Below are 18,057 nucleotides of genomic sequence, written 5' to 3'. Positions count from 1 at the left end.
TCGTGGGATCAGCACACTATTCCCGGATTTGCAGGCAAATACTGTTCCAGTCGCGACATTGTTCGGGATTATTCAGACATCCGGGTGATGGCAAAATGCAATAGGCCCCGCTTCGAGGGCGGGGCCTGTGGCTGTTTCAGTGGACGGTTACCAGCGGCCGGGACGTGGGCCGTAGTAGTAATGAGGGTGGCCGTAGTAGCCCCGTGGCGGGCCGTAGTACACCGGCGCCGGGCGGTAGTAGACCGGTTGTTGGACATAGACCGGTGCCGGCTGGTAGTAGACCGGCGGTGGTGGCGCGGCATACACCGGCTGGGGTTGCACATACACCGGCGCCTGCTGCACGTAGACCGGACGATCCTGGTTGGCGATCACCGAGCCCACAACGGCTGCACCGACAACTGCGCCCAGTGCCGCGGGGCCGGCCCAGCCACCACCGTGGGCCGATGCCTGGCCGGCGACAGCCAGTGCACCTATGAGCAGGGCAATCTTGGGGATTTTGGAAATCATGATTGGTCCTCGGTTCAACCCCTGCGTTTATGGTCTGCACCAGACTCAAGAACTGACGCGGGGATACTGCTAAGACAGCGGTTTCTGGAAAATCTGCACAGCCGCTGAGTAAATATTGTGTAAGGTCTGTACCGGCCTCTTTACCGTCATCCCTGGGCGCTGCAGGGGCCTGCAAACCAGCGCCGATATGATCAGGCACAAGGGGCTTGGCTGACCAAGCCCGTCTATCCGAAAGTGCCCAGCGAGGAGATGAATATGCAAATGAACCCCAACAAAGACACCCAGTTGTGCATGTCGCTGTCCGGGCGTCCGGGGAACTTCGGCCTGCGTTTTCACAATCATCTGTATGAGCAGTTGGGGCTCAATTTCTACTACAAGGCCTTCAGCAGTCAGGATCTGCCTGGTGCGGTGCGGGGGATCCGCGCGTTGGGGATTCGCGGCTGCGGCGTGTCCATGCCGTTCAAGGAGGACTGCATCGCCCTGGTGGATGAGCTGGATGCCTCGGCCAGGGCCATCGCTTCGATCAACACCATCGTCAATACCGACGGTCACCTGAAGGCCTACAACACCGATTACATTGCCGTGGCTCAGTTGTTGGCCGAGCACGACGTGCCACGGGAATCAACTTTCGCCCTGCGCGGCAGCGGCGGCATGGCCAAGGCGGTGGCCAGTGCCTTGCGTGATGGCGGTTATGCCCAGGGCGTGATCGTCGCGCGCAATGAAGTCACCGGGCGCGCCCTGGCCAGTGCCTTGGGATATGAGTGGCGGGCGGAGTTGGGCAGCCTGCGGCCGCAGATGCTGATCAACGTGACCCCGATCGGCATGAGCGGTGGCCCGCAAGCGCAGCAGCTGGCGTTCGAGGCCGAGGCGATTGCTGCGGCGGACCGGGTGTTCGATGTGGTGGCCGTGCCGTCGGAGACACCGTTGATCCTGCGGGCCAGGGCCGAGGGCAAGCAGGTCATCACCGGGCTGGAGGTGATTGCGATTCAGGCCCTGGAGCAGTTTGTGCTGTATACCGGCGTGCGCCCGAGCGAGGAGCAGTTCCACAAGGCGGTGGCCTTCGCTCGGGCTTGAGCCGGCATTGTCGTCAGCGGCCCATGGGGACGCGTCAGCTCAGCCTTCGAGTTGGGCCAAGCGTTCTTCCAGGGCGGCAATCCGCGCTTCCAGTTCTTCGATGCGTTCCACTGAAACCGCGCCGCCGGCACTGCGCTCCACCGGGTTGCCGCGGGCGGCGAGGATCGCTTCGATATCCGCCGGGTCGCCCAGGGCGTGGGTGTAGCGGTCCTCGCGCTGGCCGGCCTGACGCGGGATGTGCAGGGCCAGGCCCCTGGCAATCAGGCGTTCGAGCTGGTGCAGGACCTGTTCGCTGTCTTCGAAATCATGCATGCGCCCGCTGCGAGTCAGCAGTTCGTTGACCGTCTGCGGACCGCGCAGAAACATCAGGCCGCACAGGATCAACTGCGCCGGCACCAGTTCCAGGGCCTTGTCCAGGCGCTGTTCCCAGCGGTCGGCGCGGCTGCCCATGACCAACCGAGTGAAGCCCCGGGCCTCAAGGGCGCGCAGGCTCTGGCCGACCTGGCCCTGGGTCAGGTTCATCACCGGTTCGCGGCTGGTTTTCTGATTGCAGGCGATCACCAGGGCGTTGAGGGTCAGGGGATAGGTTTCCGGGCTGGTGGCCTGCTTTTCGATCAACGAACCCAGAACGCGGATGTCGGTACTGCTCAGGCGCAGTGCTTCGCTGGGGGTGTCGTGCTCGTTGCTCATAAGTGCTGGTCCCTTGGTCACTGATGGATGAGGTCGTGGAAAACCCGGTGCATGGCGCGCTAGGGCGGTCTTGAGTTTTCCGTGGCCGAGTCGGCCTTCTTCGAGGGGCTCTGTTTTACCTTCACAAGCCGGTTCTGACCATCAGAACTTGGTGGGGCGGAGATCGGGTTGTGGCTTTCAAGCAAGGCAAGGCCGCCGCGCAGTCGGCGCGGCGGCAGGTTTCAGCTGGATTGCGCAGCTTGTGCCGGTTCGGCTGCGGCCCGCGGCGTGGACGGCGTTGGGGGACTGGCGACGGGTTCCAGGCACCGCTGGGCAAACCGGGCGATGCTGCGCAGGGCGTTCCTGGCAGAGCGCAGATAGAAGGCCTGCAACTGGAAGACATGCCAGCGCCCGTCGTGAATTTCCAGCTGGCAGGGTACGCCGGACGCCCGTGCCCGTTCGGCCAGGCGGAGGGAGTCGGACAACAGCAGTTCCTGGTCGCCGACCTGGATCAGCATCGGCGGCAGGCCGCGCAGGTCCGCTTCCAGGGGGCGATGTGAAAGCGTCTGCGCAGGGACGGCGTAGGCCTTGAGGGCCTGCTCCAGCCAGTCGCGGCGGATCATCGGGTCGACCGCGGTTCGGGATTGAAGGCGGTCTGCGCCCAAGTCGGGATCGGTAACCGGCGAGAGCAATATCAGCCCGGCCGCGAACGGCTCGCCGCGTTGCTTCAAGGTCAGCGCCAGTGCCAGCGCCAGGGCGCCCCCGGCAGAGTCACCGGCAATCAGCAGCTGTTGCGCCGGGCAGCCCTGGGCACGGATGGCGTCATAACAGGCCAGGCAGTCGTCCAGCGCGGCCGGGTAGGGATGCTCCGGTGCCAGTCGGTAGTCGGGCGCCCAGACGCGGCAGCCAGTCTCCCTGGCCAGGCGGCTGGTGACGCTGTAGTGGGTGTCCGGGTTGCCCAGGCAGAAGGCGCCGCCGTGCAGGTAGAGGATGACCGCGTTCGAGGTCCGGGCCTTGGGCTCGACGCGCTGCACCGCCAACTGACCCAGGCTCGTGCGCTTGCGGGTTACGCCCAGGCCACCGGGCATCAGCCAGGAGAGGGCGTTGACGAGCTTGCGCTGGCTCACCAGTTGCCGCGGCGGGCCGATCAGGGTCCTGAAACTGGCTCTCAGGAAAAGCCGCAAGAAAGCCGCGTTGCACCGTTCCAGCCAATCCCCGGGTGGGGCCACTCGCTGTCCATCGCTGGGCGAAAACGGCGCGTCCAGGGGGCTGGCAAATCGGTAGGCGGACAGTCCGCCATAGCGGGTCAGCCATCTGTAGCTCCAGGTGAAACCGGGCCAGTTGGTGCTGTTGTGCCCCTGTGCGTCGACATACCAGCTCTGGCAGCCGCTCCACACCGAAGTGGCCAGGCGGCGCTGGATGCGCCACTGAAAACGCTGGTAGGGCGACTCGTCCACCTCCAGCGTTTTCGCCGCGCTTTTGAGCAACGCCCGGCGGGCCTTGATCACGTGGGATATCTGGCTTTCCAGCATGTGGATGATGGAGTTGTGGCCCAGGTTGGTGTTGGGCCCGTAGAGCATGAAGAAGTTGGGGAAGCCGGGCACGCTGAGCCCCAGGTAGGCTGCCGCGCCATGTTGCCAGGCCTGGTTCAGGTCGACCCCGCCGCGGCCGCTGATGTGCATCGGCGAAAGGAATTCGGTGGCGGCGAAGCCGGTGCCATAGATGATGGCATCCACCGGATGCTGCTGGCCGTCGAGGGTTGTGATGCCGTGCTCGGTAATACGCTCGATGCCCTGGGTCAACAGCTCGACATGGGGGCTGGCGAAGGTTTTCAGGTAGTCGTTGGACAGCAGGATGCGTTTGCAGCCGATGGGATAGTTCGGGGTCATGCGCTGGCGCAGTTCGGGGTTGGGCACCGAGGCATTCAGCAGCTTGTGAAAAGGAATACCGACCACCCATTGGGTCAGGCTCTTGAGGCGGGTAAAGCCCAGGGCCCGGGATTCGAAATGCAGGTAGTGGGCGGCGCGCACCAGTTTGGCCCATAGCGGATGGCGGGCGAATCGCTGTTTTTCCTCCGGGCGGTAGGCGCGGTCGGCCTTGGGCATGATGTAGGCCGGGGAGCGCTGGAAGACCTTGAGCGCGGCCACCTGATCGGCGATCTGCGGAACGAACTGGATGGCCGAGGCGCCGGTGCCGATCACCGCTACCCGCTTGTTGGCCAGAGGGTAGTGATGGTCCCAGGCTGCGGAATGGAATACATGCCCCTGGAAACTGTCCAGGCCCGGCAGATTGGGCAGGGCGGGGCGGCTCAGTTGGCCAGTGGCGCTGATCAGCAGGCGGCTGAAGTGCGCCTGGCCATCGCGGCAGATGACCTGCCAGCAACTGCTGGCTTCATCGAACCGGGCGTGGCGCACTTCGCTGCCAAAGTGGATGTGGCGCAGCAGGTCGTAGCGCTGGGCGCAATGCTGCAGGTAACCGTGGATCTCTGCCTGGGGGGCGAACACCCGGGACCAGTTCGGGTTGGGCTCGAAGGAAAACGAGTACAGGTGCGAAGGCACGTCGCAGGCGGCGCCGGGGTAGGTGTTGTCGCGCCAGACGCCACCGACGTCCTGGCCTTTCTCAAGAAGGATGAACTGATCGACCCCGGCCTTGCGCAGGGCGATGGCCATGCCCAGGCCGCCGAAGCCGCTGCCGATGATCAGGGCCTCAAGGGGCGCGGTTGAGCTGGAGGGTGGGGTACAGGCAGGTGCTGATTGGGGCATGACGACCTCGTTGTTATTGTTGTGCGGCACTGGGTTGATCCTCCCGAGGCCACGTCCTTGTTTCTGTGGTGCAGCCCCGATCAGTGAAGCATGCAGGGAATAAAGTGCAGGCCCCATGCTGTAATGGGACAAGTGCTTTAGTATTTGGGCCAAATCAGCGGTTCATGAGTGCGGCCCATGAGTATCCAGACCTACACCCGAGGACCTTCCAGCGCCTTGCTGCTGGTGAGCTTCGGCCGCGAAAAGGGCTTGCCAGTGGCGAGTTTGCTGGCCGGTTCTGGGTTGTCCCTGGAGCAGTTGCAGGACCCCAACAGCCTGTTGACGGCGGCTCAGGAACTGCAACTGGTGAGCAATCTGCTGGGTTTGCTGGGCAATCCCCGGGGCTTGGGTTACGTCGTGGGCGCGCGCTATCACTTCTCCAGCTACGGCCTGTTTGGCTATGGCCTGATCAGCAGTACGACCGCGGCGGATGCCTTGAACCTGGCCTTGCGCTTCTTACCCCTGACTTATGCCTTTGCCACGATCGGCTATCGAGTGGAGCAGGAGCTGGGCGTGCTGACGTTTGCTGAGCCTGCGGTGGCGGACCCGGCGGTACGGGAGTTTCTGCTGCAGCGGGACATGGCCGCTGCGGCGGTATTGATGAAGGAGATTGTGGGCCCGGACTTTCGCCTGACGCGGTTTACCCGGTGCAATGGCCGTCCTGTGGCGCGCAGCACGGGGGAGGTGGAGCAGATCCTGGGCCTGAGTCCCGCCTATCGGGCCGAGCAGCATGGCCTGGCCTTCGACCGGCGCTTCCTGACCCGGGCCTTGCCCCAGGCCAATCCACTGACGGTGTCGATGTGCGAGCAGATGTGTGCACAGTTGCTGGAGCGTCGTTCAGCGCCTCAGGGGGCTACGGCCCTGGTGCGCCAGTATCTAGAGGCCGCCCCCTCCGGCAGCGTACCGGACCTGCCGAGCATGGCGCGGTTGAGCCGGACCAGCGTGCGCACCCTCAAGCGTCGTTTGCAGGAGGAGGGCACGTCGTACCGGCAATTACAGAGCCAGCACCGCAGCGCCCGGGCCTTGGAGCTATTGGGCAACCCGGCCTTGAGCCTGACGCAGATCGCCGAGCGGCTGGGCTTCAGCGACCTGTCGAGTTTTTCCCAGAGCTTCAAGCGCTGGTTTGGCGTCGCACCCAGCGCCTATCGCCAAGGGCCGCCGGGATAAAGGCCCCGGGGTCGGCCGCTGTGGCTATAATCGCTGCTCGTTGTATTTCCGCCATCCATGTCGAGACTGTCATGACTATTTCCCTGTACGCCGCTTCCGTTCCTGTCTTCAAGCAAATGCTCAACGCCTTGAGCGATGTACTGCACAAGGCCGAAGCTCACGCCACGGCGAAGAATATCGAACCCAATGCCCTGCTCCAGGCGCGCCTGTATCCGGACATGTTCCCGCTGGTGCGTCAGGTGCAGATCGCCGTGGACTTCGCCAAGGGCGTATCGGCTCGCCTGGCCGAGGTCGAGCTGCCCAAGTACGACGACACTGAAGTCACCTTCGCTGACCTGCAGGCGCTGATCGCCAAGGTCCTGGCCTTTATCGAAGGCATCCAGCCTTCGCAGATCGATGGCAAGGAAGGCATCGAGATCGTCACCCGTCCGGGCACTCCGAAAGAGAAGCGCTTCAGTGGCCAGTCCTACCTGCTGACCTACGGCCTGCCGCAGTTCTTCTTCCACGTCACCACCACCTACGCGATCCTGCGTCACAACGGTGTGGAAGTGGGCAAGCGCGACTACATGGGCGCGTTCTAAGGCGTCCTGCTGAAGAGCGGCACGAGCCTTTCAGCACGCATAAAAAAGCCCGGCCAGGTTGACCCTGGCCGGGCTTTTTAGTGGCCGTGAATCAGGCTGAGGCTTGCGCCTTGTCTTCCTGGGCCATGCACGCGGCGGCGGTGAAGAGCACGTCGGTGGAGGAGTTCAGCGCAGTTTCCGCCGAGTCCTGCAGCACGCCGATGATGAAGCCCACGGCCACCACCTGCATGGCGATTTCGCTAGGGATGCCGAACAGGCTGCAGGCCAGTGGAATCAGCAGCAGCGAGCCACCGGCGACACCGGAAGCGCCGCAAGCGCAGATCGCCGCCACCACACTGAGGAGCACGGCGGTCGGCAGGTCGACGGCGATGCCCAGGGTGTGCACGGCGGCCAGGGTCAGCACGGTGATGGTGATCGCCGCGCCGGCCATGTTGATGGTGGCGCCCAGGGGGATGGACACCGAATAGGTGTCTTCATGCAGGCCCAGGCGCTTGCTCAGCTCCAGGTTGACTGGAATGTTGGCCGCCGAACTGCGGGTGAAGAACGCGGTGATGCCGCTCTCGCGCAGGCAGGTCAGTACCAGTGGGAAGGGGTTGCGGCGGATCTTCCAGAACACGATCAGCGGGTTCATCACCAGGGCCACGAACAGCATGCAGCCGATCAGTACCGCCAGCAGGTGCAGGTAGCCCAGCAGCGCATCGAAGCCGGAAGTGGCCAGGGTCGAGGCAACCAGGCCGAAAATCCCCAGGGGCGCGAAGCGGATCACCACACGCACGATGACGGTGACCCCATTGGACAGGTCGTCGAGCACCGTGCGGGTGGTCTGGCCGGCGTGGCGGATGGCCACGCCCATGCCGATGGCCCAGGCCAGGATACCGATGAAGTTGGCGTTCATCAGGGCGCTGACCGGGTTGTCCACCACACTCAGCAGCAGGCTTTGCAGCACTTCGCTGATGCCGCCGGGAGCGGTGATGGCGACGTCCTGGGTCGACAGCACCAGGGCGGAAGGGAATAGGCTGCTGGCGATCACGGCTACCACGGCGGCGGCGAAGGTGCCCAGCAGGTAGAGCACCAGGATCGGCCGGATATGGGTTTCCTGGCCGTGCTTGTGGTTGGCGATGGAGGCCATCACCAGCACGAACACCAGGATCGGCGCCACGGCCTTGAGCGCCGAGACGAAGACCTTGCCAATGAAGGTGGTGGACTTCGCGGCCTCTGGAGCCAGCAGGGCCAGGGCGATACCGGCAATCAGGCCGATAACGATCTGCGTGACCAGGCTGAGGCGTTTGAGGGATTGCAGAAAGGAAGGGGGGGAAGCGCTCATAGCGGTATCTCTGTTTATTTTAATGTGCAGTGCATGCCGGGTACCCAGGGCCTAAAGTGGCCCGGGCTGCAGCGGCACCCATGGCTGCGGTGGTCAATGGCAACCGGCGATCGGGCGACTTGAGTGGCAGTGCGCGATCAGGCCTGTTTTTGGCAGGGGGCGGACTTTATCACAGCAGCTAGGGCTTCCCGCGTCGATGTGACGATCTGCCACTTGGCGCAGCAAGAAAAGCGGCGACGTGGCGGTTGCCCTGACCCGTACTCACTCTGTTAACATTCGCCACCCCCTTTTCCTATCCAGTCAGCGGGCCCTTCGGGCTATCGCTGCTGTCGCCGTTTCTGGAGTTCTTGATGTTGTTGCCCATCCTGCTGTTGTCGGCCGCGGGTTTTACCGTGCTGACCACGGAATTCATCATCGTCGGCCTGTTGCCGTCGATTGCCCGGGACTTGCAGGTCAGCGTGTCCCAGGCCGGCTTGCTGGTGACCCTGTTCGCATTCACCGTCGCCGCTTTCGGGCCCTTCCTGACCGCCTACTTCGCGCGTTTTCCGCGCAAGCAGCTGTTTATCAGCGTGCTGTTGATGTTTGGCCTGGCCAATACCCTGGCGGCGCTCGCGCCGAATATCTGGGTGATGTCCCTGGCACGACTGGTGCCGGCCCTGGGGTTGCCGGTGTTCTGGGCCCTGGCCAGCGAAACGGCAGTGGATATCGTCGGCCCGGACTATGCCGGGCGCGCCATTGCCAAGATCGGCTTCGGCATTGTCTGTGCCACGGTGTTCGGGATTCCCGTGGGCACCCTGATCGCCGATGCCTTTGGCTGGCGCAGCGCCTTTGGCCTCCTCGCTGTGGTGGCCTTCGGCAAGGCCTTGCTGCTGTGGGTCTACCTGCCGACAACCACGCCGCATAACCAACAGGCGAGCCTGCGTTCGCAGTTTCGCATCCTGCGCAGCCCGCTGATGCAGGGGCATGTACTGCTGTCGATTCTGGTGTTCAGCGGCATGTTCACTGCCTATACCTACCTGGCGGATATTCTCGAGCGCCTGGCGGGCTTCAACGGCACCGTGGTGGGCTGGTGCCTGATGGGCTTTGGCGCGGTGGGGTTGATCGGAAATTCCCTGGGCGGCCGGGCTGTGGACCGGCATCCGCTGATCGCTTCCATGGTGTTCTGTGGGTTGATGATCGGCGGCATGCTGGCCTTGGTGCCGAGCATTCATTCGACCCTGGGGTTGGCGGCAGCCATGGGTGTCTGGGGCGTGACCCAGGCAGCCCTGTTCCTGGTCAGCCATGTGCGGCTGATCAAGGCGGCGCCGCAAGCGCCGGCGTTCGCTGCGTCGCTGAACATCGCCGGGGCCAACCTGGGGATCGGCCTGGGGGCTATGGTCGGCGGTCGGGTGATCGACACCTTGGGGCTGGGTAGCCTGGGGTTCGCAGCGTCCTGCTTCATTGTGCTGTCCATTGCCCTGGCGTTGCTGCTGATGAAGCTCAAGGCGCCGCACGCCTGTCTTTCCTGATCAGTGGTTGATGGAGGTGAACAGTTCCCGTCGGGCCCCTTCGGTAATGGCGACAATGCCGGGGTGCTTGACCTTGCGCTCCACGGAAATGGCGTAGAACGATTCGGTCACGGCATCGGTCTGGCCAATCAGATGCACGCCGTACTGTTGCCGGACCTCATCGGCAATCACGCTGGGGGCGATAAAGATCCCACTGCCGGACTGGCCGAAGGCCTGCATCAGAGCGCTGTCATCGAATTCGCCGATGATGCGCGGTTGCAATTGCTGTTCGGCGAACCAGCGCAGTAGGCGGCTGCGGACCACGGTTTCCTGGCCCGGGATCAGCAGCGGGGCGCCGTGCAGGCCCCGGGGAAAGTCCGCGCCGTGCAATCGCGCCAGTTCCTCGGTGGCGAAGAAACTGACGCCACATTCTCCGAGTTTCTGGCTGTAGCCCTTGATGTCCAGATGCGAGGGCATGGGGCTGTCGGAGATCACCAGGTCCAGGCGCTGGATGGCCAGGTCTGCCAGCAGGCGCTCTAGTTTGTCTTCGCGGCAGGTCAGGCGAATCGGGTCGCTGAGTTCCATGGTGGGCGCGATCAGGCGATAGACGATGGACTTGGGCACCACGTCTGCCACGCCGACGCGGAATTGGATCTGTTGCTCGTCGGGTCTGGCCCGAAGCATGGCTTCCAGTTCACCACCGAGCTGGAACATCTGTTCGGCGTAGGGCAGGGCCTGGCGCCCGGCTTCGCTCAGTTCCAGTTGGCGTCCGACCCGGTGAAACAGTTCGATGCCATAGGTCTGCTCCAGCAGGCTGATCTGGCCGCTGATGGTTTGTGGAGTCAGGTTGAGCTGCTCGCAGGCGCGGACGATGCTGCCGGTCTTGGCTACAACCCAGAAATAATGCAGTTGTCGGTAGTTGAGCATGGCGACTATCAGTTCGTGAAAATCGAAGTATAACTGCTAAAAATACGAATTTTCCTGAAGTATTACTCTCCTTAGAATGCCCCGCTATCGACGGGGCCCCACTTGGCCACGCCCGTTCTATCGAGGAATACGGTATGTCATTCAAAAAACTGGGTGTAGCGTCGCTGCTGGCACTGACTATGCTGACCCTGGCAGCTTGCGATCAGGCGGAAAAAAGCGCGCAACAGGTGCTGGACAAGGCGGCCGAGACTGCCAAGCAAGCCATCGACGATACTCACAAGGCCGCAGAGCAAGCGTTGAGTGACGCCACGCAAAGTGTGACCGGCAAGGAAAAACCACAGGAAGACGCGGCGAAGAAGCCGGAGTCGTCCCAGGAAATCTGATCTTTCATACAACCGATTCAGGATTGACCCATGGATTACCTCTTACAACTCGCTGCTAGCCCCACTGCTTGGGTCGCCCTGGCCACCCTGGTGGTGATGGAAATCGTGCTCGGCATCGATAACCTGATCTTTATTTCCATCCTCACCAACAAGTTGCCGGAAAAGCATCGGGCCAAGGCGCGGCGCATTGGTATTGGCATGGCGTTGTTCCTGCGTCTGGCGCTGCTCAGCACCATCGCCTTCATCGTCCAGCTCACCGAGCCGGTGATCGACGTCATGGGGCAGAGCTTCTCCTGGAAGGACATGATCCTGATTGCCGGTGGCCTGTTCCTGGTGTGGAAAGCCACCACGGAGATTCACCACAGCATGACTCCGGAGCCTGAGGCGGACAAAACCCAGACATCGGGCGTGGCGATCGGCTTTGCTGCTGCGATTGGCCAGATCCTGTTGCTGGACATGGTGTTTTCCATCGACAGCATCATTACTGCCGTGGGCATGACCGAGCACTTGCCGATCATGATCATTGCCGTGGTGGCGTCGGTACTGGTGATGCTGCTGGCTGCCGAGCCGTTGGCCAAGTTCATTAATGACAACCCGACCGTGGTGATGCTGGCCCTGGGCTTCCTGATCATGATCGGCATGACCCTGATCGCCGAAGGTTTCGGCGCCCATGTACCCAAAGGGTATGTGTATGCGGCGATGGCGTTCTCGGCAGCCATTGAAAGCCTGAACATACTGGCCCGTCGGGTCCGCCAGAAGCGTCAGGCGGCGCAGGCCGAGGGCTGATTCGCAACCATGACGAACGGCCGTCTGTACTCCTTGGAGTCAGGCGGCCGTGTTGTTTTTGGCAGGGCGGGAATGTTGATCAGTGAGCAGTGGCTGGGCGCCGGGCGGCTTTTCCAGTCTTGATGTCAGGGGTGGACTGCTGGGGCCGATGATGGTGACGGCGGGTGATGCGTAGCACGCCCCAGAGCATTGCGGCGGCTACGGCCAGCCAGCTCAGGATCAGCATCACTATCGTCGTTGTCAGGCTCATAAGTGCCTCCTTGATGCCCTGTCCAGGGCACACACTCTTACCAATGGTTAGTCTAGTAGTCTCTGTGTTTCAGGCTATTGACCAATAGTCGAGAGTCTTCGAACACTTCGCTCTATGGTTTTCAATTAACTGCCGCCTAACGCTATACCCTCGCCCGTGAGCGCCCTATGATCAAGGCCCCAGCCGGGACCGGGTCGTCCGGCGTTTGAATATAGAGAGCGATGATGGTGCGGGTATTTCCTCGATTTCGAGCGGCGTTGCTGGTCAGCGCCTGTGTCTTGAGCCTGGTCGGTTGTGCCGGCAGCGTGCAACCCGAGATCCAGCGCCTGCCGGAGCGGGTAGAGCTCAACAGCGTGCCGTTTTTCCGTGGAGAGATGTACCAAAGTGGCCCCGCAGCCTTGGCCGGTATGTTGTCGCAACAGGGCATCGTGATTACTCCGGGGTTGCTGGACAAACCCTTGCACCTGCCTGGCGCCGAGGCGCAATTGCAGCAGAACATGCTAAGCCTGGCGCGTGAGTACGGCATGGTGGTCTATCCCCTGGACGATCATCTAGCGTCCCTGCTGACCCAGGTGGCGGCAGGTTATCCGGTACTGGTGCGCTTTACCGAAGGTTCGACGTTCTGGGCTGAGCCGCGTTATGCGGTGTTGGCTGGCTACAACCGGGACAAGCAAACCGTGTTGCTGCGTGGAGCGAAAAGCCGTCGGCAACTGATGAGCTTTCGTGAGTTCGAGTCGTCCTGGAAGAGCGCCGGGAGCTTTGCGGTATTGATTCAGGCGCCCAACCAGTTGCCAGCCAAGGTCGATCGCCAGCGCTGGTTGAAAGCCGCCAATGACCTGGGGCAGGCCGGTCAGGAACAAGCAGCAGCCAGGGCCAGCAAAGCGCTCGATAGCCACTGAAGCCTGCAGACAACAACGGCGCCATTGGGCGCCGTTGTTGTGCTTGAGTATCAGTGCGAGGCTTGAGGGGCTGCAGTCTGGCGGTTCTTGAGGTTCTTATCGGCCTTGTAGCGCAAGGCAACGTCCGGTACCGAGCCGCTCTTGCCGGTTTCTACCCAGTTGCGGATGCGGCTGGCGTCGGCAAAGTGGGTGTGCTTGCCGAAGGCATCGAGAATCACCAGGGCTACCGGGCGATTGCCCATGCTGGTGACCAGCACCAGGCAGTGACCGGCCTGATTGGTGAAGCCGGTCTTGGTGATCTTGATGTCCCATTTATCCTTGTTGACCAAGTGGTTGGTGTTGCGAAAGCCCAGGGTGTAGTTGGGCTTGCGGAATGCCACGGTCTTTTCCTTGGTGGTACTCAGCTCGCTCAGTAGAGGGTACTTGCGGGCAGCCACCAGCAATTTGCTCAGGTCGCGAGCCGTGGAAACGTTATGGATCGACAGGCCGGTGGGTTCCACATAGCGGGTGTGGGTCATTCCCAGTGACTTGGCCTTGGCGTTCATGGCGGCGATGAAGGCCGGATAGCCTCCCGGGTAATGATGGGCCAGGCTGGCCGCGGCGCGGTTTTCCGAGGACATCAGGGCAATCAGCAGGGTGTCTCGACGGCTTAGTTCGCTTTTGAGCTTGACCCGGGAGAACACGCCCTTCATTTCCGGGGTGTCGCTGATGTTCATGGAGATGTGTTCGTCCAGCGGAAGCTTGGCGTCCAGAACCACCATGGCGGTCATCAGTTTGGTCACCGAAGCGATGGGCACCACAACGTCCGGATTGCTGGAATAGATGACTTTGTTGGTTTGCAGGTCCAGCAGCAGGGCGCTGCCGGATGCGATATGCAATTGTGAAGTGTCTCTTGGCGCCGCGGTGGTTTCGCTGGCGTCGACGCTGTGCGCGATCAAGGTGCCGGACACAGCAAACAATAAGCTGAGGATGGAGAGACGAATTTTCACGCGGGCGGACTCGATAATAATGGATATGCCGTTTGGCAACGGGCTTTTTCGGAAAAGCGTTACATTTTATGAGTATGGCTGAAGAACTGTCGATTGTTCTTCAGCGGTCAGTCGAAAACCCTTAAAAACCAAGAAAAAACACCGTTTTTTCCTGAGCGGTACTGCGGTTTCAGAATAGGCTGAGCGGGGTCCTGAACGCTAAGATTCAGGGGCGATAAAGAGCGCCGGGACGTTGTAGCGTTGGCGCATAAAAAAACCCGCCATTGGCGGGTTTTTGTGCGCTGTCGAAAACTCAGCTGTGCAGCGATTCTGCGGCGTACAGGGTGTTTTCCAGCAGGCAGGCGCGGGTCATGGGGCCTACGCCACCAGGCACTGGAGTGATCCAGCCTGCGCGGGGCAGGGCGGTTTCATAAACCACGTCGCCCACCAGCTTGCCGTCTTCCTGGCGATTGATGCCGACGTCGATGACGATAGCGCCTTCCTTGATCCACTCGCCCTTGACCAGGCCTGGCTTGCCAGCAGCAACGACGACCAGATCGGCACGGCCGACATGGCCAGCCAGATCCTTGGTGAAGCGGTGAGTGACGGTCACGGTGCAGCCAGCCAGCAGCAACTCCATGGCCATCGGGCGCCCAACGATGTTGGATGCGCCGACTACTACTGCATCCATGCCATACAGGTCGGCACCGGTGCTTTCCAGCAGGGTCATGATGCCTTTGGGAGTGCAGGGGCGCAGCAGGGGGATGCGTTGGGCCAAACGACCGACGTTATAAGGATGGAAGCCATCCACGTCTTTGTCCGGACGAATGCGTTCTAGTAGTAGAGAGGCATCCAGGTGCTCAGGGAGTGGCAGCTGTAGCAGGACACCGTCGATGTTCGGGTCATCATTGAGGCGATCAATCAAGCCCGCCAGTGCTTCTTGAGTGGTGTCGGCGGGCAAGTCATAGGCTTGTGAAAGGAAGCCGACCTCTTCGCAGTCTTTACGCTTGTGCGAGACATAAACCTGAGAGGCCGGGTCGCTGCCGACCAGAATCACCGCGAGGCCCGGAGTACGCAGGCCTTGCTGGCGACGCTCGGCGACACGTTTGGCGATCTGCTGGCGCAGGCTAGCGGCGATCGCTTTGCCGTCGATTAGTTGTGCAGTCATGACGCGTGATTAACCATCGAGAGGGAGAGAAAAAGAGAACGTATTCTCGCATGTCGGAACGTGAGGGCAAAGGCGCTTGGTCTGCAAATTCCCCTAACTCCTTTAATTAAATGAATTTTTTTCAAAAAAGAGTTGACGACCTAAAGGCTCGCCTATAACATTCGTCGCACTTGTCGGGCACAGCCTAGCACTGGTTAAGAAAGTCGGGCAGAGTTGATGTTTAGCTCGTAACGACTGAAAGCAATTAGTTTGTAATCGTTAAAGAATACAGATTAATAAGGCGCCCGTAGCTCAGCTGGATAGAGCATCCGCCTTCTAAGCGGATGGTCGCAGGTTCGAGTCCTGCCGGGTGCGCCATTAGGCAGCTTTGGCACAAGTAACGCAATATGGTGGGCGTAGCTCAGTTGGTAGAGCACAGGATTGTGACTCCTGTTGTCGTGGGTTCGATCCCCATCGTCCACCCCATATTCGAAGAAGGCGCCAGATTAATAGTCTGGCGCCTTTGCTTTAAAAGATTGTTAAGCGGACGTGGTGGAATTGGTAGACACACTGGATTTAGGTTCCAGCGCCGCAAGGTGTAAGAGTTCGAGTCTCTTCGTCCGCACCAATAAAGTAGCTAGTTAATAGCAGATTACGGCGCAGCACCTGAAAAGGGCTGCGCCGTTTTCGTTTCTGGGTCCGATATGTCTGGTGTTTCCACGAGCGGTGGGGCAGCTGGGTTGGGCAATGGTTGGCCTTTGGTCGCTGGATGCTGGGATCTTGGCTATTGGTTGGTGTTTGTCAGGGAAACTCTGGCCGGCTCCTTCTATATATAGACGGGTTGGTGTAGAGGCTCTGGTTGGATTCGTAGTATTTGCTCTCATGGCGAGGCTCAACCCTTTGTCCTCGCCTTCACATTGTCGGCCTTTTTTTACCCGTTTTCAGTAGGGTGACTTCTTGAGTTTGACCCACTAGAATGCATGCCCTTGATTCTGGGGTCGGAAAACGGCCGGCTAACGTCTGTGCAACGAGGAATATCCATGCAAGTTTCTGTTGAAAATACTTCTGCTCTTGAGCGCCGCATGAGCATCACCGTGCCGGCTGAGCGCATCGAGAGCCAGGTCAACAAGCGTCTGCAGCAGACTGCCCAAAAGGCCAAAATTGCGGGCTTCCGTCCTGGCAAGGTTCCAATGAGCGTGATTCGTCAGCGTTATGAGGCTGATGCGCGTCAAGAAGCAGTGGGTGATGTGATCCAGGCTTCCTTCTATGAGGCAGTTGTTGAGCAGAAGCTGAACCCAGCTGGCGCTCCTTCGGTCGAGCCTAAAGTGCTGGAGAAGGGCAAGGATCTGGAATACGTTGCCACTTTCGAAGTCTTCCCAGAGTTCACGGTTGCCGGTTTCGAAAACATCGCTGTTGAGCGTCTGAGCGCTGACGTAGCTGATGCTGATCTGGACAACATGCTGGAGATCCTGCGTAAGCAGAATGTTCGCTTTGAAGTTGTTGATCGCGCAGCGCAGAACGATGATCAACTGAACATCGACTTCGTGGGTAAGGTTGATGGTGAAGCTTTTGCAGGCGGTTCGGCTAAAGGCACTCAGTTGGTACTGGGCTCCGGCCGCATGATCCCTGGCTTCGAAGACGGTCTGGTTGGCGCCAAGGCTGGTGAAGAGCGTGTCCTGAACCTGACCTTCCCTGAGAACTATCAGAACCTGGATCTGGCCAACAAGGCTGCCGAGTTCACCGTGACTGTTAACAGCGTTTCCGAGCCTAAGCTGCCTGAGCTGACTGAAGAGTTCTTTGCTCAATTCGGTATCAAGGAAGCCGGTCTGGAAGGTTTCCGTGCCGAAGTTCGCAAGAACATGGAGCGTGAGCTGCGTCAGGCCATCAAGTCCAAGGTGAAGAATCAGGTAATGGACGGTCTGCTGGCCTCCAACCCGATCGAAGTGCCAAAGGCGCTGCTGGACAACGAAGTTAATCGTCTGCGCGTTCAGGCTGTCCAGCAATTCGGTGGCAACATCAAGCCGGATCAGCTGCCTGCCGAGCTGTTCGAAGAGCAAGCCAAGCGCCGCGTAGTGCTGGGCCTGATCGTTGCTGAAGTTGTTAAGCAATTCGATCTGAAGCCTGATGAAGACCGCGTTCGCGAGCTGATCCAGGAAATGGCTTCGGCTTACCAGGAGCCTGAGCAGGTCGTGTCCTGGTACTACAAGAACGAGCAGCAATTGAACGAAGTCCGTTCGGTTGTGCTGGAAGAACAAGTTGTGGATACTGTTCTGCAGAAAGCTAGCGTGACCGACAAATCGGTCTCTTACGAAGAAGCGGTCAAGCCGGTAGAAGCACCTCAAGCCGACTGATTTTCTTCTCGTTCGAAGCACACACCATAAGCCAGCCTTCGCGCTGGCTTATGCGTATTCAAGACGTGACTATTTGGGAGTGACTGCAGAGCATGTTCCGTAATTCTTATATTCAGCAGAACTCTGATATCCAGGCCGCAGGCGGCCTGGTCCCGATGGTTGTCGAGCAGTCCGCTCGTGGCGAGCGCGCCTACGACATCTACTCGCGCCTCCTCAAGGAGCGAGTGATCTTTCTCGTAGGTCCTGTAGAAGACTACATGGCCAACCTGATTTGTGCGCAACTGCTATTCCTTGAAGCGGAAAACCCGGACAAGGACATCCATCTCTATATCAACTCCCCGGGCGGCTCGGTAACGGCAGGCATGTCGATCTACGACACCATGCAGTTCATCAAGCCTAACGTTTCAACCACCTGTATTGGTCAGGCATGCAGCATGGGCGCCTTCTTGCTGACGGCCGGTGCCCCTGGCAAGCGTTTCTGCCTGCCAAACTCCCGAGTGATGATTCACCAGCCCCTGGGCGGTTTCCAAGGCCAGGCGTCGGATATCGAAATCCATGCCAAGGAAATCCTCTTCATCCGTGAGCGTCTCAACACGCTGATGGCCAAGCATAGCGGGCGCACTCTGGAAGAAATCGAGCGCGATACCAATCGTGATAACTTCATGAGCGCCGAAGCAGCGCGTGAGTACGGGTTGATCGATGAAGTAATCAACCAACGCCCCGCTTAAAATAAGCA

The 18,057-nt window shown here is 60.5% G+C and carries 17 protein-coding genes and 3 tRNA genes; 12 read left to right on the top strand and 8 right to left on the bottom strand.

The window, feature by feature from the left end; translation table 11 throughout:
• Nucleotides 1-147 precede the first annotated feature (147 nt).
• On the bottom strand, nucleotides 148-507 hold the full coding sequence (locus WIN67_RS20465; protein ID WP_102864638.1) for a hypothetical protein: 360 nt from the start codon (nucleotides 505-507) through the stop codon (nucleotides 148-150).
• A gap of 255 nt (nucleotides 508-762) precedes the next feature.
• Between WIN67_RS20465 and WIN67_RS20460 the strand changes: the two genes are divergently transcribed.
• The gene (locus WIN67_RS20460) at nucleotides 763-1,581 is read left to right on the top strand and encodes a shikimate 5-dehydrogenase (protein WP_110652863.1); all 819 of its coding nucleotides are present in this window, start codon (nucleotides 763-765) and stop codon (nucleotides 1,579-1,581) included.
• Between the two features lie 39 nt (nucleotides 1,582-1,620).
• On the opposite strand, the gene WIN67_RS20455 is transcribed toward WIN67_RS20460, so the two are convergent.
• Both WIN67_RS20455 and WIN67_RS20450 read right to left on the bottom strand, forming a co-directional pair.
• A complete protein-coding gene (locus WIN67_RS20455; RefSeq protein ID WP_102864640.1) occupies nucleotides 1,621-2,271 on the bottom strand; it encodes a YceH family protein in 651 nt (216 codons plus the stop codon).
• A 221-nt stretch (nucleotides 2,272-2,492) separates the two neighbouring features.
• Nucleotides 2,493-5,012, bottom strand: coding sequence for a flavin-containing monooxygenase (locus WIN67_RS20450; protein WP_339069959.1), 2,520 nt, complete (start codon nucleotides 5,010-5,012; stop codon nucleotides 2,493-2,495).
• Nucleotides 5,013-5,189: 177 nt separating this feature from the next.
• Here WIN67_RS20450 and WIN67_RS20445 point away from each other — a divergent pair, with 177 nt between their 5' ends.
• Both WIN67_RS20445 and WIN67_RS20440 read left to right on the top strand, forming a co-directional pair.
• A complete protein-coding gene (locus WIN67_RS20445; RefSeq protein WP_102881840.1) occupies nucleotides 5,190-6,218 on the top strand; it encodes an AraC family transcriptional regulator in 1,029 nt (342 codons plus the stop codon).
• A 71-nt stretch (nucleotides 6,219-6,289) separates the two neighbouring features.
• Nucleotides 6,290-6,799 (top strand): DUF1993 domain-containing protein, encoded by a 510-nt coding sequence (locus WIN67_RS20440; protein WP_102864642.1) that lies wholly within the window; start codon nucleotides 6,290-6,292, stop codon nucleotides 6,797-6,799.
• 91 nt (nucleotides 6,800-6,890) lie between these two features.
• Here the strand turns inward: WIN67_RS20440 and sstT are convergent, their stop codons facing one another.
• Nucleotides 6,891-8,123: a serine/threonine transporter SstT gene (sstT, locus tag WIN67_RS20435; RefSeq protein WP_102881839.1), complete on the bottom strand. Its 1,233-nt coding sequence runs from the start codon at nucleotides 8,121-8,123 to the stop codon at nucleotides 6,891-6,893.
• Between the two features lie 350 nt (nucleotides 8,124-8,473).
• Here sstT and WIN67_RS20430 point away from each other — a divergent pair, with 350 nt between their 5' ends.
• Nucleotides 8,474-9,631 carry an MFS transporter gene (locus WIN67_RS20430; RefSeq protein WP_339069958.1) on the top strand — a complete coding sequence of 386 codons (1,158 nt, stop codon included), beginning with the start codon at nucleotides 8,474-8,476 and terminating at the stop codon, nucleotides 9,629-9,631.
• On the opposite strand, the gene nhaR is transcribed toward WIN67_RS20430, so the two are convergent.
• Entirely contained in the window at nucleotides 9,632-10,537 is a 906-nt protein-coding gene (nhaR, locus tag WIN67_RS20425) for a transcriptional activator NhaR (RefSeq protein ID WP_102881837.1), read from the bottom strand. It lies immediately after the preceding gene.
• A gap of 134 nt (nucleotides 10,538-10,671) precedes the next feature.
• Here nhaR and WIN67_RS20420 point away from each other — a divergent pair, with 134 nt between their 5' ends.
• Entirely contained in the window at nucleotides 10,672-10,920 is a 249-nt protein-coding gene (locus WIN67_RS20420; protein ID WP_339069957.1) for a hypothetical protein, read from the top strand.
• Nucleotides 10,921-10,950: 30 nt separating this feature from the next.
• Nucleotides 10,951-11,706 carry a TerC family protein gene (locus WIN67_RS20415; protein ID WP_102881835.1) on the top strand — a complete coding sequence of 252 codons (756 nt, stop codon included), beginning with the start codon at nucleotides 10,951-10,953 and terminating at the stop codon, nucleotides 11,704-11,706.
• Between the two features lie 79 nt (nucleotides 11,707-11,785).
• Here the strand turns inward: WIN67_RS20415 and WIN67_RS20410 are convergent, their stop codons facing one another.
• The gene (locus tag WIN67_RS20410; RefSeq protein WP_162884075.1) at nucleotides 11,786-11,956 is read right to left on the bottom strand and encodes a hypothetical protein; all 171 of its coding nucleotides are present in this window, start codon (nucleotides 11,954-11,956) and stop codon (nucleotides 11,786-11,788) included.
• 224 nt (nucleotides 11,957-12,180) lie between these two features.
• Between WIN67_RS20410 and WIN67_RS20405 the strand changes: the two genes are divergently transcribed.
• Entirely contained in the window at nucleotides 12,181-12,855 is a 675-nt protein-coding gene (locus tag WIN67_RS20405) for a PA2778 family cysteine peptidase (RefSeq protein WP_339071731.1), read from the top strand.
• Nucleotides 12,856-12,905: 50 nt separating this feature from the next.
• On the opposite strand, the gene pbpG is transcribed toward WIN67_RS20405, so the two are convergent.
• Together pbpG and folD are read right to left on the bottom strand one after the other, a co-directional pair.
• Nucleotides 12,906-13,844, bottom strand: coding sequence for a D-alanyl-D-alanine endopeptidase (gene pbpG / locus WIN67_RS20400; protein ID WP_339069956.1), 939 nt, complete (start codon nucleotides 13,842-13,844; stop codon nucleotides 12,906-12,908).
• A 292-nt stretch (nucleotides 13,845-14,136) separates the two neighbouring features.
• Entirely contained in the window at nucleotides 14,137-14,991 is an 855-nt protein-coding gene (gene folD, locus WIN67_RS20395; RefSeq protein ID WP_102864649.1) for a bifunctional methylenetetrahydrofolate dehydrogenase/methenyltetrahydrofolate cyclohydrolase FolD, read from the bottom strand.
• A gap of 280 nt (nucleotides 14,992-15,271) precedes the next feature.
• Here folD and WIN67_RS20390 point away from each other — a divergent pair.
• From WIN67_RS20390 to clpP, 5 genes are all read left to right on the top strand, one after another.
• Nucleotides 15,272-15,348, top strand: a tRNA-Arg gene (locus WIN67_RS20390).
• A gap of 32 nt (nucleotides 15,349-15,380) precedes the next feature.
• Nucleotides 15,381-15,456: transfer RNA gene (locus WIN67_RS20385), tRNA-His, on the top strand.
• Between the two features lie 57 nt (nucleotides 15,457-15,513).
• A tRNA-Leu gene (locus tag WIN67_RS20380) sits at nucleotides 15,514-15,598 on the top strand.
• A gap of 412 nt (nucleotides 15,599-16,010) precedes the next feature.
• Nucleotides 16,011-17,321 carry a trigger factor gene (gene tig / locus WIN67_RS20375; protein WP_102864650.1) on the top strand — a complete coding sequence of 437 codons (1,311 nt, stop codon included), beginning with the start codon at nucleotides 16,011-16,013 and terminating at the stop codon, nucleotides 17,319-17,321.
• A gap of 92 nt (nucleotides 17,322-17,413) precedes the next feature.
• The gene (clpP, locus tag WIN67_RS20370) at nucleotides 17,414-18,049 is read left to right on the top strand and encodes an ATP-dependent Clp endopeptidase proteolytic subunit ClpP (protein WP_011062274.1); all 636 of its coding nucleotides are present in this window, start codon (nucleotides 17,414-17,416) and stop codon (nucleotides 18,047-18,049) included.
• Nucleotides 18,050-18,057 lie beyond the last annotated feature (8 nt).

Origin of the sequence: Pseudomonas idahonensis (assembly GCF_037903935.1) — a bacterium.
GTDB lineage: Bacteria > Pseudomonadota > Gammaproteobacteria > Pseudomonadales > Pseudomonadaceae > Aquipseudomonas > Aquipseudomonas danubii.
Note: the sequence above shows the minus strand (reverse complement) of the source record. Positions and strands in the feature narration are given on the sequence as shown.

Bases quoted from the DNA above. Each gene is read 5' to 3' on its own strand.
- folD (WP_102864649.1), bottom strand. From the start codon at position 14,991: ATGACTGCACAACTAATCGACGGCAAAGCGATCGCCGCTAGCCTGCGC.
- WIN67_RS20460 (WP_110652863.1), top strand. From the start codon at position 763: ATGCAAATGAACCCCAACAAAGACACCCAGTTGTGCATGTCGCTGTCC.
- WIN67_RS20405 (WP_339071731.1), top strand. From the start codon at position 12,181: ATGGTGCGGGTATTTCCTCGATTTCGAGCGGCGTTGCTGGTCAGCGCC.
- WIN67_RS20450 (WP_339069959.1), bottom strand. From the start codon at position 5,012: ATGCCCCAATCAGCACCTGCCTGTACCCCACCCTCCAGCTCAACCGCG.
- WIN67_RS20410 (WP_162884075.1), bottom strand. From the start codon at position 11,956: ATGAGCCTGACAACGACGATAGTGATGCTGATCCTGAGCTGGCTGGCC.
- WIN67_RS20415 (WP_102881835.1), top strand. From the start codon at position 10,951: ATGGATTACCTCTTACAACTCGCTGCTAGCCCCACTGCTTGGGTCGCC.
- clpP (WP_011062274.1), top strand. From the start codon at position 17,414: ATGTTCCGTAATTCTTATATTCAGCAGAACTCTGATATCCAGGCCGCA.
- tig (WP_102864650.1), top strand. From the start codon at position 16,011: ATGCAAGTTTCTGTTGAAAATACTTCTGCTCTTGAGCGCCGCATGAGC.
- WIN67_RS20445 (WP_102881840.1), top strand. From the start codon at position 5,190: ATGAGTATCCAGACCTACACCCGAGGACCTTCCAGCGCCTTGCTGCTG.
- WIN67_RS20455 (WP_102864640.1), bottom strand. From the start codon at position 2,271: ATGAGCAACGAGCACGACACCCCCAGCGAAGCACTGCGCCTGAGCAGT.
- WIN67_RS20440 (WP_102864642.1), top strand. From the start codon at position 6,290: ATGACTATTTCCCTGTACGCCGCTTCCGTTCCTGTCTTCAAGCAAATG.
- nhaR (WP_102881837.1), bottom strand. From the start codon at position 10,537: ATGCTCAACTACCGACAACTGCATTATTTCTGGGTTGTAGCCAAGACC.
- sstT (WP_102881839.1), bottom strand. From the start codon at position 8,123: ATGAGCGCTTCCCCCCCTTCCTTTCTGCAATCCCTCAAACGCCTCAGC.
- WIN67_RS20430 (WP_339069958.1), top strand. From the start codon at position 8,474: ATGTTGTTGCCCATCCTGCTGTTGTCGGCCGCGGGTTTTACCGTGCTG.
- WIN67_RS20465 (WP_102864638.1), bottom strand. From the start codon at position 507: ATGATTTCCAAAATCCCCAAGATTGCCCTGCTCATAGGTGCACTGGCT.
- WIN67_RS20420 (WP_339069957.1), top strand. From the start codon at position 10,672: ATGTCATTCAAAAAACTGGGTGTAGCGTCGCTGCTGGCACTGACTATG.